Here is a 15509-nt window from a genome sequence, read left to right as displayed (position 1 = left end):
CCTGCCGCCGACACAATCACCCAATACTCGGTATGATCGCGCCGACGCCGAACACGTCACGTGAGAACTCCATGACTGCGCACAAAGTGATCCTGCTCTCGCTCGCGGCACTCGTCGCCTCGTCCTGCGACCGCACAAAGGAAGAAAAGAAGGCGCCCCCGCCCCCCGAAGTGCTGACGATGCAGGTCAAGAACAGCGACGTCCCGATCTGGGCTGAATGGGTCGCGACGACCGACGGCTATGTCAATGCCAAGATTCGCGCGCAGGTCACGGGCTATCTGGTCGCGCAGAATTACACCGAGGGGTCGTTCGTCAAAAAGGGAGATGTTCTCTTCACCATCGATGACCGCCCCTTCAAAGCGGCTCTCGACCAGGCCAAGGGCGACCTCGCTCAGCAGGAAGCGCGACTGGGCAAGGCCGTGATCGATGTGAACCGGTACACCCCGCTGGCGGCGGAGCAGGCGATCAGCCAGCAGGAACTTGACGACGCGATCCAGGCGAAACTCGCGGCGGAAGCGGCGGTCGCGGCAGCGAAGGCCGTGGTCGAGAACGCGCAGGTCAATCTCGGGTTCACCAAAGTGACGTCGCTGATCGACGGCGTCGCGGGCCTCGCCAACGCGCAGATCGGCGACCTTGTCGGCCCCACCGGCACGGAGCTCACCGCGGTTTCGACGGTCGATCCGATCAAGGTGTACTTCGTGATCAGCGAGCAGGACTATCTCCGGTGGTCGCTTCAGTACAAGTCGGAAGCGGAGATGGAGGCCAAGAGCAAGGATCTTGCATTCGACCTGGTTCTGAGCAACGGCGAAACCTGGCCGCACAAAGGAAAGTTCTTCTTCGCCGATCGTCAGGTGGACGTGCGCACGGGATCGATCCGGCTTGCCGCGACGTTCTCGAATCCGCGCCGGATCCTGCGACCGGGACAATTCGGCTTGATCCGAACGGTCGTGCGCACGCAGAAAGATGTGCTGCTGGTCCCGCAGCGCGCCGTCATCGAAGTGCAGGGGCTCTATCAGATTATGGTGCTCGACCACGAGAACAAGGTGAGCGTCCGCCCCATCACAACGGGCGAGCGGATCGGCAGCGACTGGATCATCCTCACCGGCGTCGAGGCCGGTGACACCATTCTCGTGGAAGGGCAGCAGAAGGTGCGACCGGGGATGGTCGCGGCACCGAAGCCGTACGTGCCGTCGAAGAAGGAACAGGATGCCGCGGCGGACGACAAGGCCGACGCGCCCAAGCCCAAAGCAAGCTCTCCCCCCACGCGCCCGCCATCCGCTCCCGCGGAAGCGCCCGCCGCCGCGGAAACCGGGGGGAAGCACTAACACATGTCCAAGTTCTTCATCAACCGGCCGATCGTCGCGATGGTCATCTCGATCATCATGGTCATCATCGGCCTGGTGAGCATGCTGCGGTTGCCGATCGCGCAGTTCCCGAAGATCGCGCCGCCGGAAATTTACATCAGCACGACGTACCCTGGCGCCGATGCGCTCACGATCGAACAGTCTGTCGCGACTCCGATCGAACAGCAGATGAGCGGCGTGGACAACATGACGTACATGTACTCGCTGAACATGAACAGCGGGAACATGAAGCTGTACGTGGACTTCGACGTCGCGACCGATCCGAACCAGGATCAGATCCTGGCGCAGATGCGGGTGACGCAGGCGAACAGCCAGTTGCCGCAGGCGGTCATAAACCAGGGCGTGACGGTGATCAAATCGGTGACGAGCCCGCTGGTTCTGTTCGCGCTCACTTCGCCGAATAACACGTACGGCCAGACTTTCCTCGCCAATTACGCGTACATCAACATCAACGATCAGTTGCTGCGCGTCCCGGGCATCGGGCAGGTGCAGGTATTCGGCGCGGGCCAGTACGCGATGCGGCTGTGGGTGAAGCCGGACCAGCTTGCCAAACTGGACATCACGGTCCCGGAGATCGTCAACGCGATCCAACAGCAGAACACAGTGAACCCGTCGGGTCAGATCGGGGCGGACCCGATCCCGCCGGGCCAGGAATTCACGTACGCGGTGCGCTCGCAGGGACGCCTTGAAACCGAGGAAGATTTCGCCAAGATCGTGATCCGGGCCGAGACCGACGGTTCGTTCGTGCGGGTCGGGGATGTCGCCCGGATCGAACTGGGCGCGCAGAACTACACGCAAAAAGCGCGGCTCGACGGCGGCAACGCGGCGCTCGTGGCGATTTACCAGTTGCCGGGCTCGAACGCGGTCGCGGCGGCACAGAACGCCCGCAAGCTGATGGACGACCTTGCAAAGCGATTCCCGCCAGACATGCAGTATGTCGTGGCGCTCGACACGACGCTCGCGGTGACCGAGGGCATCGTCGAGATCGAGCACACGCTCTGGGAAGCGATCATCCTGGTCATCCTCGTGGTGTTCATCTTCCTTCAGGGCTGGCGCGCGACGCTGATCCCGCTCATGGCGGTGCCGGTTTCGCTGATCGGCACATTTGCGGTGTTCCCGCTTCTCGGTTTTTCGATCAACACGCTGAGCCTGTTCGGGCTCGTGCTGGCGATCGGGCTCGTCGTCGATGACGCCATCGTCGTCGTCGAAGCCGTGGAGCACCACATCGAGCAAGGCAAGACGCCGAAGGAAGCGGCGCTCAAGGCGATGTCGGAGGTGTCGGGGCCCGTGGTCGCGATCGCGGTCATTCTCTCGGCGGTGTTCCTCCCCACGGTCTTCATCCCGGGTATCACCGGCCGGCTGTATCAGCAGTTCGCCGTGACGATCGCGATCTCGGTCATCATTTCGGCGTTCAACGCGCTGACGCTGAGCCCTGCGCTCGCGGCGATGCTGCTGCGCCCGAAGAAGGAAGGGCGCGGACCACTCGCGCTGTTCTTCCGCGGATTCAACCGGGCCTTCGGGGCGACAACGAACGGATACGTCTCGGTCTGCCACTTGCTGATCAGGCGGTGGATCCTGGCGATCCTGCTTCTGGGCCTGATGACTTTCTCCGCGGGCTGGTTCGGCAAGCAGCTCGCGCCGTCGTTCCTGCCGGACGAAGACCAGGGCTATCTCTTCGCGGCGATTCAGTTGCCCGATGCCGCGAGTCTGCAACGAACCGATGCGGTGCTCAGCAAGGCGGAAGAAGAAGTGCTGAAAGTGCCGGGCGTCGCGCATGTGACGACCGTTGCGGGCTTCTCGCTCTTCAGCAATGTGAACAACACGTATAGCGGGTTTTTCTTCATCACACTCAAGCCCTGGTCGGAGCGGAAGGATGAGGCGCAGAGTTACGACGCCATCAAGCGGAACCTCACGCGCATTTTGTCTTCGTTTCCCGCGGCCATCGGATTCGCGTTCCCGCCGCCGGCGATCCCGGGCGTGGGCACCTCCGGCGGGGTGACGTTCATTCTCGAGGATCGGGCGGGCGGAACGGTCGATTTCCTCGCGGAAAACACCGAGAAGTTCATGGCGGAGGCGCGGAAGCGGCCCGAACTGGCGAGCGTCATCTCGACGGCGCTGCTCAAGGTGCCGCAGATCTACGCGGACGTGGACCGCGACAAGGTGCTCAAGCAGGGAGTGGATCTGTCGGAAGTCTTCCAGACGATGCAGGCCTTCATGGGCGGCGCGTTCATCAATTACTTCAACCGATTCGGTCGTCAATGGCAGGTGTATGTGCAGGCGGAGGGCGACTATCGAACGAATATCGAGAACCTCGGGCAGTTCTACGTACGGAACAGCGTGGGGCAGCCGGTGCCTTTGAACGCGGTGACCTCGACGCGGCCTTCGGTCGGACCCGAATTCACGATGCGGTACAACCTGTATCGGTGCTCGCAGATCAACGCGTCGGCGGCGCCGGGTTACAGCAGCGCGCAAGCGATGAAGGCGCTCGAGGAAGTCTTTGCCGAGACGATGCCGCCCGAGATGGGGTTTGACTACATGGGCATGTCGTACCAGGAGCAGCAGGCGCAGAAGGGCGTCGGCGCGGGTGTGATCTTCGCGCTGTCGCTGTTGTTTGTCTTCCTGATTCTCGCCGGACTTTACGAAAGCTGGTCGCTTCCGTTCTCGGTGCTTCTGAGCACGCCGATCGCGGTGGCGGGCGCGTTCGCCGGTCTGTACATCCGCGAGATGGAGAACAACATCTACGCCCAGATCGGCCTGGTCATGCTCATCGGTCTCGCGGCGAAGAACGCTATTCTCATCGTCGAGTTCGCCAAGCTCAACTATGAAGAGGGGAAACCGCTTGTCGAAGCCACGCTCGACGGCGCGAAGCTGCGCCTGCGCCCGATTCTCATGACCTCGTTCGCGTTCGTGCTCGGCTGCGTACCGCTGGCGATCGCGTCGGGCGCCGGCGCGATCTCGCGTCAGGTGATGGGCACGGCCGTGATCGGGGGCATGCTGTTCTCCACGCTCATTGCGATCTTCATCATCCCCGCCGGTTTCTACATGGTGGAACGGATCCGGGGCGACAAACCGAAGGAGCCTCTCCCGCCGGTTGAAAGCGCCGGTTCGTCCACGGGGGCGAAAGCCCATGAATAAGACGGATCTCAATCCCCGAGTTCTGATCGCGATCGCTGCTCTTTGCGCGATTGGCGCGTGCCACCCGGTCGGGCCCGATTACAAGCGGCCCGAGACGGCTTCGCCCGAAGTTTTCCGAGGGCAGGCGCAGCCTCAGGAGAAGTCGCTCGCCGAGACAAACTGGTGGGATATCTATGAAGACCCGGTGCTTCAGGAACTGATCCGCGAGGGACTCACGAACAACTTCGACACGCGCATTGCCGTCGCCCGGGTCGAGCAGGCGCGCGAACTCGCGGCGCAAGCCCGATCGCTCTACTACCCCACTGTGAATTATCAGGCGGCGCTCGCGGGCGGCCGCAACGATTTCGTCGGCACGCCGGTTTTGAACAACGGAGTGCAAGGGGGCACGGGCTTTGGCATCATCGGCGCGGCGTGGGAACTCGACGTGTGGGGTCGGATTCGGAGGCTCAACGAGCAGGCGCTCGCCGAGTATCTTGCAACCGAGGAGGCCAAGAACGCCGTGATAATCACGGTGCTCGCGGAAATCGCGACGGCGTACTTTCAGCTGCTCGAACTCGATCTCGAGCGCGAGATCGCGATCCGGACCGAGCAATCGTTCGCCGAGAGCCTGAAGCTGTTCACCCAGCGTTTGAAGGGCGGGGCCGGTTCGCGGCTCGAAACCTCTCGCGCGGAAGCATCTTTAGCGTCGGTTGCCGCACGCGTCCCCGATCTCGAGCGGCTGATCACGCTCAAGGAAAACGAGATCAGCGTGCTCCTTGGAAGAACGCCGGGACCGATCAAACGCGGCGCGAGGCTGACCGAGCAGACAACGCCGCCGGAGGTTCCGGCGGGCATTCCATCACAGCTGCTCGAGCGCCGGCCCGATTTGCGCGAGGCGGAGCAGAGGCTGCGTGCCGCCAATGCCGCGGTCGGCGTCGCGCAGGCGGACTTCTTCCCGCGGATCGGTCTGACCACGTATTTCGGCAAGGTCAGCAGTTCGCTGGGGGATCTGCTCGATCCGGTCTCGACCGCGTGGTCCGCGGGCGGCAATCTGCTGGGTCCGCTCTTCACTGGCGGGCAGCTGGAAGCGCAGCTCGCGCAGCGCAAGGCGGAATGGGACGCAGCGCGGCTTGGCTATCAGAAGACGGCGATCGTCGCGCTCCGCGAAGTTTCGGATGGCCTGACTGATCGAGAGAAGCTCGCGTACGTGCGTACCGAACAGGAGCGGAGCGTCCGGGCGTTTTCCGAATCGGTGGAAGTCGCGATGAAGCGCTACTCGGCGGGCAAGGCTTCGTACTTCGAAGTGCTCGAGGCGCAGCAGCAGTTGTTCCCGGCGGAGAACACGCTGGCGCAGGTGCGATTCAGCCAGCTCGCGGCGATTGTGCGGCTGTACAAGGCGCTGGGCGGCGGGTGGAATCCGAATACAGAGGCGGAGCCGCTGCCGCCGGTGGAGATTTTCTCTTCGCGGCAGAGCGGAACCAACGCCAATTGAGATGGGCGTCGCTCCGCGTTGGACACTGTTGACTTTGAACGCCCCGCGCCCCTCCGCTGGCAAATCGGGAAGTACCCGAACTCGATCGCTCATGATGCAAGTGCAATCCGCAAGGCGCGTGCGACGATCGTGGGGCGCCACACGAACCCGGCGAGCGAGCCCCTGTTGTGCGGATCGATCGGACAGGCTTTAGGGCACTGTGACCGCGGAATCCGGGTAGGCGATTGGCTTGAGCTTTTCGAGAAGCATGCGCACCGGTCTGCCGGTTTGACCCAAGGTCTTCGATCGATCGACCGCGGCTGCATAAAGAGCGACTCGCCGTTCACTTGCATCGGGCATATTCGAGTCCACAACGAGCATCTCCGCGCACCGGCGGAACACATCCATGAAAATAAACCACTCGTCATCTGGCTGGAGCATTTTTCGCCAACGAGGTTCGATTGCATCCAGATGCTCGAGTGCTTCCTCGCCGTTCTTTGTCCGGAGCAGCCACAAGCACAAGGAAGATTCGAGCATCAAAGGCTCAAGGTCATCTCCGTGCCCTTTGGCTCTGGATTCGGCGATCGCGTTCTTGGCGACTCTCACTCGGCTCAACCAGAGTTGTTCTGTGTCGGTTGGATCGGCGCTCGACCGCGATCCCATCATCGATTCGATGAAAGTCAGAATGTGTACCCAATTCGCCCCCATATCATCGTCGCTGACATTTCGGAGATACTTCGACATGAGCGCAGTCATGAGGTTCGCGGTCTGAAGCCGCTGCTGCTGTTCGCTGTTCCGCTGGCTCAGCATCTCGATCGTCGCTCGCTCCCGCGCGACTTCGGCATTGCCGACACGGTAGCCAGCGATCAACACGATCGCGATCACGGCGATCACGCCGATCCCGGCGGCTCCCCACGCAATCGGCGCACGGCGAACCGAGAGCCGGTACCGGCGGGCGAGCGTCGGCCTGGTCCACTGCAATGGCTGTTTGGCGAGCCACAGCTCGAGATCCATCGCCATGCGATCCGCCGAGGAGTATCGCTCTTCCGGTTCGATCGACAGCGCTCGGAGGCAGATTGCGGCGAGATCCGAGTCGAAGGGAGAAAGGCTTTGCGCGAGGTCGGAGTTGTTCACCCCACCGACAAGCCGTTGGGTTGCCGCCTGCTTTGTGGTCCCGTTGGGCCCGTTGCCCGTCAGCATCCAATACAACAGACCGCCGAGTCCGTAGACGTCGTCTTGAACGGTCGCTTGAATACCACGGAATTGCTCCGGCGACATGAAGCCCAATGAACCGGAGCGATCCGAAATCTCCCTGTTCGCCTGATTGTGGCTGATTCCAAAATCGGACACTTTGGGAGTACCGTCGTCCGCAAGAAGCACGTTTCCCGGCTTCAGGTCGCGATGAATCAAACCGGCCGAATGCGCCGCCTGCACACCCCTTGCGATCTGAACGCACAACTCTGCCGCAGCACGCTCGCGATCGGGCAGAGTCTTTCCTCCCCACGTCTTTTCGAGCGAACCCCCTCGGACAAATTCGAACACGAGCATCCACGAACCATCCGGACCGGGCACGCGGTCGAGCGCCCGTACGACATTGGCGTGCAGCACCTTTCGGGCTCGAACCGCCTCCTCCGATGCTGCGCCGGGGCCGACGTGCTTGATCGCGACCCACGCCGGACTTCCCGGTTCGGACAGAGATCGGTCCTGGCCGAGATAGACTGCCCCTTCGCTACCGATTCCCAGCAACTGGTGCAACTGATACCGCGGCCTACCCGAAGCCAGAATGGGGCCGACATCAAACGGAAGCGTGAAGGACTGACGCTCGGAACTCGCCATCGCCAGTGACGTGGTGCTGCTCATGGCCTGCCCGAGCGCGTGCGCGGTCCGGATCGCGGTCGCGAGCATCGGATAGTGACGGGAAAGAGTCGCGGCGGCTTCGTCCGCTTCCGCGCCGGAGCGTCGCATCGACTGGAGCGTCACCTCGATTGCGGCGTCGAGCGCGACCGGCCGCGATTCGAGATCCGGAATCGCTCTCAGGAACAGGCCGAGATCGAGCGAATCGATCGAGCCGCAATTCTCCACGATGACATCGGCGAGTTCGCCGTCGGAGAGATACGAGGACGCGGCGAGCAACCGAGCGACCCCGGAAGCGTTGGTATCGGACAAATCCTGCTTGACGGAAACAAGTTTCAACATAGTGCTATTCCTGCTCTGCACTGACCCGCAACCTTGATCGGATCCGCTCCCAGCGTTTGCGCACCGCCGCGGGCTCCATCGACAATTCCGACGCAATGACCTGCTGCTCGATTCCCATGAGCCACATCGTGAGGATCTGCCTGTCGATCGGCTCTTCGAGCGAGCGGAGCATGGAATCGAGCTCGCCTTCCATACCGTCGGGGCCGGACCGCTCGGCTCGGGCAAAGCGGATGCGCCATTCCCGTGCGACGTCGGAATCCGGTCCTTCCACGCGCTCGAGATGCTGCAGAATCCTTCCCTTGTCCGCCAGCGCGTGATCGCCGATCGAAAAAATCAGCGCCCACAACTGGCGCTCGCTGGCGGCCCGCACTTCGCCGTCGCTGACCATTTTGTCGAAGCGTCGCGCGATGGTGGACACGAGTTCCTGCGAATCGCACAGCCGCCGCATCGCCCGGCCCATCTTCTGGCGGTAGCGGCGCCGAATGAGAGCTTCGTTGCGGGTCAGAAATTCTGCCGCGGCATCGCGATCGCCCGTCCGGATTCGGTCGAGCGGATCGCCCGGGCCGCTTACCGGCCTTTCTGGTTCCGGACCTGTGTTGCTCGCGAAGCGTCCCATCAGACGGACTCAACTTTCGATAACGCCCGCCCCTCCACAGGAATGTGGAAATCTTATCCGAAATCCACACGGTTGTGTCACACGACCCCGGTTTGTCCCGCCCACTCCATGTCTCTGAGGCTCCCGCCTCTTGGACACATGGAGATTTGTTATGGGAAGAACCCTCCTCGTTCGGGTGTTCTTGGCGTTCTGCTTCGGCATTGGTCACCTGGGATGGCTCTCCTTGCCGGCGGTTGCTGAGAACGGCGTGCCGACGCCGTACGCGGGGGGAACTGCCGATCCACTCGACGATCTCTGGTCATGGCTTCACCAACTGTGCTCCGTCGTGCACTGCGACGAATCACGACCTCCGGCTGATGGCTCGATCTCGGAAGCGGACTATGCGGCTCTCCAGTTCGTCCTTTCGTACGAAGCCTACGGCGTGCGATCTGGAGTGAACAAGTATGACGTTCTCAATGCGCAGCTCGTGACTGTGCATTGTTTGAAACTGCTGGACCAAGAAGCGACCAAGCTCGACCCGGACATTGAAGAGGCTTTGACCGACGCGCTTCTTTCGCTCCAAGTTGATCTCGCTTCGTGATTTCGCGTTGCCGCAAACCGTGGCTCGCGATGGGGCGCGCCACATACACACAGGAGTCAGCGTGCCGCTCTCTCGAACAAACCTGCGCATCACCCGGGGACATGTGACGGTTACCGATTGCTCACTCGACGCGATACGCGAACGGCTGAAATCGGCGCTCGGGGGCCAAAGCTGCCGCGCCATCGGAATTCGAACTTCGACGCACCCCGAGACGGTGCGCCGATACTTATCCAACGGTCACCCTTCGATCGAGTTCCTGATCGCGGTCGTCCGCGGCTTTGACATTTCGGCGAACTGGCTGCTGCTCGGGCTGGGCCCGCCGAGGCAGAGTGAGGTTGTCGATCATTCCATCCGGTCGGCTTCGCTCTCGCATCTTCTGCGGGGCATCGCGGAAAAGCTCGCGACGTCGGAGGATGTCGGCAGGCTTTCCTCCCCACGTTCGACCGCCCCACTTCGGATGACGAATTCGGCGGCGCCTCAAGTCGCGTCGCGCCTCAAGTCGGCTTCGGGTGCGTCTCTCAGTTCCACTTCGACCTAGCCCGCAAGGAATCGACCCCATGACTCTCCGCCCCGGCGCCGGTTCGCTTCGAATCCACATCAGCCATCCGCTCGGTCGGAGCACGAAGGCCGTGCGCGACTTTGTGGATGCACTCGACGGGCTCGGGGGCGGCACGGTGATCGTCTCGCACTCCGCCGGCTTCCAGCTTGATCAGCACTGGCACGCCCGCGCGGGAGAGATGCTCCGATCGGCGCACTGGCTGCTCCTGGTTTTCGGAGAGCGCTCGCTCGATCGCGATTGGTGGCTTTGGGAGGCGGGGTATTTCGCGGCGATCAACCAGAATTCGATGAAGCGGATGGTGTGTCTCCATCACCCGGATCTCAATGTGCCGCGCACGCTCCACTCGTGGCGCACCGTTCCGGCGACCACGGCGCAGGCCGATTCGCTGCTGCGCGAGTTGCTCGATTCTCAGCCCGGCCCGAGCGGGCGCACGCTCACATCGGGCATCGAAGGCAAGGGCATTCGATGGCTGAGCGAATGTCTGAAGCAGTGCGCGATGCCATCGGCGCTCGAGCCAGCGGGCGATGCGGTTCAGGCGATTTAGAACGAACGAGCGGGCCATCGCTGGCCGCGAGTGTCAGGCGAGATCGAGGCTGTTCTGAACGCCCAGCGTGGCGTAGATCTCTTTCGTTGCGGTCGAGCGATTGAGCGTGTAAAAATGAAGGCCCGCGACGCGGTGGTCGAGCAAGTCGCGGCATTGCTCGGTCGCCCAGTGCACGCCGACGCGGCGGACCGCGGCTTCATCTCCGCCGGTTCGGTTGAGCGCCCGGAGCAGAGGCGCCGGATAGCGCGCGCCGAGTGCGAGTTCGGCCATTTTGCGCATGCCGGGGAGGGACGTGATCGGCATGATGCCGGCGATGATGGGAAGATCGATCCCGGCGAGCCCGCAACGGTCGCGATAGTCGAAGAAGTCGTGGTTGTCGAAGAAGAGCTGGGTGACGATGAAATCGGCCCCCTCATCGCACTTGGCTTTCATGCGCTCGATCTCGATCACGCGGTTGGGCGTGTCGGGATGGCCTTCGGGGAATCCGGCGACGGCGATGGCGAAGCCGCGCCTGTTCGGATGGCGCCCCGAGTCGTTGAATTTTTTGATGGCGCGGACGAGGTCGCAAGCTTGCTTGAAGTGCTTGTAGGGGTCCTGGCCGTTGACGGAGTCCTTGGTCTTCGGCGGATCGCCGCGGAGCGCGAGGATCTTGTTGATGCCCGCCTCGGCGTATTTCTGAAGGATCTCATCGATTTGCTTTTCGTCGTGCCCGACGCAGGTGAGGTGAGGCATCGGGTCGAGCGGAGTCTGGGTTTTGATCCGCACGACGAGGTTGTGGGTCAGATCGCGCGTCGAGCCGCCCGCGCCGTAGGTCACGCTGACGAAGGAAGGGCGCAGCTGCTCGAGATCGGTGATGTGTTTGTAAAGCTCTTCGGCGCCTTCGGGCGTTTTGGGCGGAAAGAACTCGAAGCTGAAGGTGGCGCGCTTTTGCGCGAAGAGATCGCGGATATCGGCGGGGCCGGGCTTGATGGAATTCGCCCACATCGTGCGGTACTCGCTTCTCGCGGGCCGTTCCTCGGCCCGCAGGACACTCAAAGAAGCCCGGACGCTCTCGCACCCGGGCATCGAATCAATAGCGATAGTGATTGGGCTTGTAGGGGCCTTCCGCGGGAACACCGAGGTAGTCCGCCTGATCCTTCGAGAGCTTGGTCAGTTTCACCCCGAGCTTGTCGAGGTGGAAACGAGCGACGCGCTCGTCGAGGTGCTTCGGGAGCGTGTACACCTTCTTCTCGTACTTGCCCGCGTTGTTGTGCAGCTCGATCTGCGCCATCACCTGGTTGCTGAACGAGCAGCTCATCACAAAGCTCGGGTGGCCGGTGGCGCAGCCGAGATTGAGGAGCCGGCCTTCGGCAAGGATCATCACGCTGTGCGCAGGCTTGCCCTTCGAGGCAGGGAAGACCCACTCGTCGTACTGCGGCTTGATGTTGATCGTCTTGATTCCCTTGTACTTCTTCAGGCCGGCCATGTCGATCTCGTTGTCGAAGTGACCGATATTGCCGACGATCGCCTTGTCCTTCATCCGCGCCATGTGATCGACGGTGATGATGTCCTTGTTGCCGGTGGCTGTGATGAAGACGTCGGCGCGCTCGACGACATCTTCGAGCGTCGTCACTTCATACCCCTCCATCGCCGCCTGCAGCGCACAGATCGGGTCGATTTCGGTGATGATGACGCGTGCGCCCTGCCCGCGCAGCGACTGCGCGCAGCCCTTGCCCACGTCGCCGTAGCCGAGCACAACACAGATCTTGCCGCTGAGCATCACGTCGGACGCGCGGAGGATGCCGTCGGTGAGCGAGTGGCGACAACCGTAAAGATTGTCGAACTTGCTCTTGGTCACGCTGTCGTTCACGTTGATCGCGGGGAACGCGAGCTTGCCCTGCTCCATCATCTGGTAGAGGCGGTGAACGCCGGTGGTCGTCTCTTCGGAAACGCCCCGGATGTCCTTGATCACTTTGGTCCAGCGACCCGGGTTCTTCTTCTGCTGCTGCTCGCAGAGCGCGAGGATGTAGCCCCACTCTTCGGGGTCCTTGCTCTCGTTGAACTTCGGAACCTTGCCCGCTTTTTCCCACTCCGCACCGCGGTGGACAAGCAGCGTCGCGTCGCCGCCGTCGTCGAGAATCAGATTCGGGCCGGTGCCGTCGGGCCACATGAGCGCCTGGTCGGTGCACCACCAGTATTCCTCGAGGGTTTCGCCCTTCCACGCAAACACCGGCACACCCTTCGGGTTGTCCGGCGTTCCGTCCTTGCCAACGACGACTGCCGCGGCGGCGTGATCCTGCGTGCTGAAGATGTTGCACGAAACCCAGCGCACGTCGGCGCCGAGTTCGACGAGCGTTTCGATCAGGACCGCGGTCTGGATCGTCATGTGCAACGATCCCATGATCTTCGCGCCCTTGAGCGGCTTCTTGCCCTTGTATTCCTCGCGGATCGCCATCAGCCCGGGCATCTCGGTTTCGGCCAGCCGGATCTCGTTCCGGCCGAACTCGTGCAGGTTGATGTCCTTCACCTTGTAATCAAGGGTCGCCAGCTTGTGCTTGGTGCTGGCTTTCGTCAGTGTCTTGGGTTTGGTCGCGATGCTCGTCATTCCATCCGCTCCTGCAACTGTGTGAAGACTGCAATCCGTCGTCTGTCCCGCGGCACTCCGCCCGGGAATCTTTCAGTTTGATTTCCTTCCCCGCACGCCCGCCCGCGCCGTGGCCACAAACAGCCCCGGGCCGCGCGCATCCGGATCGACCGGAAGCTCGCGGAAACTCATCGGCTGGAGGCCGGCGAGTGCAAAGCGAGATTCGATGTCCTCCCTCGAGAACCCGAGGTGCTGATGCCCCATCAAGTGCCGATATTCGCTTCGATCGTGCCGGACCATGTCCAAAACGAGCACACGTCCGGGAACCCCTGCCTCAGTTGTCCGCAGAATTCTGGCGGCTTCCTTGAGCGGCAGCTCGGGTTTGGCGACGTGATGAAGCACCAGGCCGAAGGCCGCGATGTCCACGCTGCCATCCGCCAGCGGCAAACTCGAGAGTTCGCTTTCCACAAACTCGACGTTTTTCACGCCCTTGAGTCGCTGCTTCGCCGCTTCGAGCATCGGCCCGGATTGATCGACCGCGATCACGCGCTTCACAATCGGTGCGAGAAGCTCCGCGATGTTGCCGGTGCCACAGCCGAGATCCGCAACCACCCACGAAGCCGAAAGCAATTCGAGCAGAGCATGCAGAGTGAACCGTGAACCGAAGAGATCCTGCCGCACGGCGTCCCACTCGCCCGCGACTCGACCGAAAAAAGCCTGACTGTCCGTTCGGCGCTCATCGAGAACTGCCGCGACACGGCGAGCATCTTCCGCGTGCTCGGCCCGATCGGTTCCCGCGGCGAGATCACGGATCGTCAACCAAAGAGCCCGCGCGGGCGTGTGAAGATCGTCGAGCACCATGCGGTAGAACGTCGCCGTCCCCTCGCTCCGCCTCACGACCCAGCCGGCGTCGGCCAGAACCTTCAAATGCCGGCTCACGGTCGATTGGGGGCTCTGGAAAACCTGTGCGAGCTCGCCGACGGACAATTCGTTCCCTTCCAGGACGCGCAGCAGCCGAAGCCGCGTCCTGTCGGCCAGTACCGCAAGTCTCGTCGCGACGGGAATGTCCGAAATCCGTTCTTTCATCCGTTTATCCGGATGAATGGTAGAAAGGACCCGGCGCGGCGTCAAATTCGTCTCGGAAACCCCAAAACGAGCCGGAAAGAGAACCGAAGACGCCTTGGGCTCACTCAGGTCGCAGGACGTAGCTAGGACCCGGAACCTCGCCCAATTCGCGGATCCGCTTCTGGATCTCCTGATTCTTGGGCTCGATATACAGGGCCATGCGCAGCCTCTTCAATTCGCTTTCCTTGTCGCCGAGACTCTGATAGAGGTTGGCGAGGGCCATCTGAGGTTTGATCGTCTTGGGGTTTTCGAGTTTCGCCGCAGTGATCAGAGCCAACTTCGCTTCGTCCACGTTACCCAGCAGAAACTGGTAGTGACCGAGCCGCTCGTAGTCTCCCGGCCGGCCGCGCTCGCGTGCTTCGCGAGTCAGAAACGTGATGAGTTCCTCGCGCTCACCGCACGCGAGCAGAGCCTCCGCCAGCCCCTGCGCGTAGTCCTGATTGTCCGGATGAACTGCAAGACACTGATAGAACTGCTCGCGCGCGAGCTGCGGCTGTCCCAGCTTCATCTCGGTCATCGCCAGCGAATACCGAACTTCTACGCCGTCGGGCTTGCGGGTGATGTATTCCTGATAGTCGCCGAGGGCGGCTTGATAGTCGCCGAGCGAGTAATTCCGATCGCCCATCTCGCGCACGAGACTCAAGTTGCGCTCGGCCTGGCATCCGCCCAGAGCGATCGCGCCCACGAACAGCAACACGATGAGTAGAAAACGAGACATAGAAATCGGCTCCTGACAATCCTGAAAACCCGATCCGAGCAGATGTATCGGTCGCACAGAATACGCGACCGGAATTCATCGCGCTTTCGCCCATCCGCCGCCCCGCGCCCCATTCATGACGTACTCTCCGGCATGCCCGATCTCACGCCGAATCTGCGCGTCCGACCCGCCCGGCCGGACGATGTACCCTTCATTCTCGCGATGATCAAGGAACTCGCGACCTATGAGCGCGAGCCCGACGCCGTCCATTCCAATGAGCCATCGCTCCGCCAATACCTGTTCGGCATGGGTTTCGGCCGCGGCCCATGCGCCGAGGCCCTGATCGGTGAGATCAACGACACCCCTCAGGCCGCGGCGGTTTACTTCATGAATTTCTCGACCTGGTCGGGCGCCGTGGGGCTCTATCTCGAAGACCTGTATGTCCGTCCCGACGCGCGGCGTCTTGGGATCGGGAAGGCTCTGCTCGTCGAACTCGCATCGATCGCGCGGGCACGGGGTTGCCGCCGGATGGAGTGGGCGGTGCTCGATTGGAATTCCACCGCGCAGGATTTCTACAAGACGCTCGGCGCGCGCGAGATGTCGGGCTGGCACGTCTGGCGCATGGATGAGCACGCGCTGCAGCGACTTGCTGATACGACACGGTGAGGCGCGAAGAAATC

13 protein-coding genes are annotated in these 15509 nt (G+C 62.3%); 7 read left to right on the top strand and 6 right to left on the bottom strand.

Annotated elements, in window-relative coordinates; genetic code table 11:
• The first annotated feature begins 71 nt into the window (after nt 1-71).
• From KF691_07655 to KF691_07645, 3 genes are read left to right on the top strand one after another with little or no spacing between them, the layout of a single operon-like run.
• The gene (locus KF691_07655; GenBank protein MBX3389317.1) at nt 72-1325 is read left to right on the top strand and encodes an efflux RND transporter periplasmic adaptor subunit; all 1254 of its coding nucleotides are present in this window, start codon (nt 72-74) and stop codon (nt 1323-1325) included.
• 3 nt (nt 1326-1328) lie between these two features.
• On the top strand, nt 1329-4499 hold the full coding sequence (locus KF691_07650) for a multidrug efflux RND transporter permease subunit (GenBank protein ID MBX3389316.1): 3171 nt from the start codon (nt 1329-1331) through the stop codon (nt 4497-4499).
• Nucleotides 4492-5970, top strand: coding sequence for an efflux transporter outer membrane subunit (locus KF691_07645; GenBank protein MBX3389315.1), 1479 nt, complete (start codon nt 4492-4494; stop codon nt 5968-5970). The genes KF691_07650 and KF691_07645 overlap by 8 nt, the downstream gene beginning before the upstream one ends.
• A 189-nt stretch (nt 5971-6159) precedes the next feature.
• Here the strand turns inward: KF691_07645 and KF691_07640 are convergent, their stop codons facing one another.
• Both KF691_07640 and KF691_07635 read right to left on the bottom strand, forming a co-directional pair.
• Complete coding sequence (locus KF691_07640) at nt 6160-8145, bottom strand: serine/threonine protein kinase (GenBank protein MBX3389314.1); 1986 nt, start codon at nt 8143-8145, stop codon at nt 6160-6162.
• A gap of 4 nt (nt 8146-8149) precedes the next feature.
• The gene (locus KF691_07635; GenBank protein MBX3389313.1) at nt 8150-8761 is read right to left on the bottom strand and encodes a hypothetical protein; all 612 of its coding nucleotides are present in this window, start codon (nt 8759-8761) and stop codon (nt 8150-8152) included.
• Between the two features lie 151 nt (nt 8762-8912).
• Here KF691_07635 and KF691_07630 point away from each other — a divergent pair, with 151 nt between their 5' ends.
• The 3 genes from KF691_07630 to KF691_07620 all read left to right on the top strand — a co-directional run bounded on the left by KF691_07630 (nt 8913) and on the right by KF691_07620 (nt 10444).
• On the top strand, nt 8913-9341 hold the full coding sequence (locus KF691_07630; protein MBX3389312.1) for a hypothetical protein: 429 nt from the start codon (nt 8913-8915) through the stop codon (nt 9339-9341).
• A gap of 61 nt (nt 9342-9402) precedes the next feature.
• Entirely contained in the window at nt 9403-9879 is a 477-nt protein-coding gene (locus tag KF691_07625; GenBank protein MBX3389311.1) for a hypothetical protein, read from the top strand.
• A gap of 19 nt (nt 9880-9898) precedes the next feature.
• The gene (locus KF691_07620; protein ID MBX3389310.1) at nt 9899-10444 is read left to right on the top strand and encodes a hypothetical protein; all 546 of its coding nucleotides are present in this window, start codon (nt 9899-9901) and stop codon (nt 10442-10444) included.
• Nucleotides 10445-10477: 33 nt separating this feature from the next.
• On the opposite strand, the gene metF is transcribed toward KF691_07620, so the two are convergent.
• The 4 genes from metF to KF691_07600 form a co-directional block, all read right to left on the bottom strand.
• Nucleotides 10478-11428 (bottom strand): methylenetetrahydrofolate reductase [NAD(P)H], encoded by a 951-nt coding sequence (metF, locus tag KF691_07615; GenBank protein MBX3389309.1) that lies wholly within the window; start codon nt 11426-11428, stop codon nt 10478-10480.
• A gap of 85 nt (nt 11429-11513) precedes the next feature.
• Nucleotides 11514-13028, bottom strand: coding sequence for an adenosylhomocysteinase (gene ahcY, locus KF691_07610; protein ID MBX3389308.1), 1515 nt, complete (start codon nt 13026-13028; stop codon nt 11514-11516).
• A 72-nt stretch (nt 13029-13100) separates the two neighbouring features.
• Nucleotides 13101-14093, bottom strand: a complete 993-nt coding sequence (locus tag KF691_07605) for a metalloregulator ArsR/SmtB family transcription factor (GenBank protein ID MBX3389307.1) — start codon at nt 14091-14093, stop codon at nt 13101-13103.
• Nucleotides 14094-14193: 100 nt separating this feature from the next.
• Complete coding sequence (locus KF691_07600) at nt 14194-14850, bottom strand: hypothetical protein (GenBank protein ID MBX3389306.1); 657 nt, start codon at nt 14848-14850, stop codon at nt 14194-14196.
• Between the two features lie 132 nt (nt 14851-14982).
• Here KF691_07600 and KF691_07595 point away from each other — a divergent pair, with 132 nt between their 5' ends.
• Entirely contained in the window at nt 14983-15495 is a 513-nt protein-coding gene (locus KF691_07595) for a GNAT family N-acetyltransferase (GenBank protein MBX3389305.1), read from the top strand.
• Nucleotides 15496-15509 lie beyond the last annotated feature (14 nt).

The organism is Phycisphaeraceae bacterium (genome assembly GCA_019636555.1).
Taxonomy (GTDB): domain Bacteria; phylum Planctomycetota; class Phycisphaerae; order Phycisphaerales; family UBA1924; genus JAFEBO01.
The sequence above is the reverse complement of the archived record's forward strand: the minus strand, read 5'-3'. Positions and strand labels throughout refer to the sequence as shown.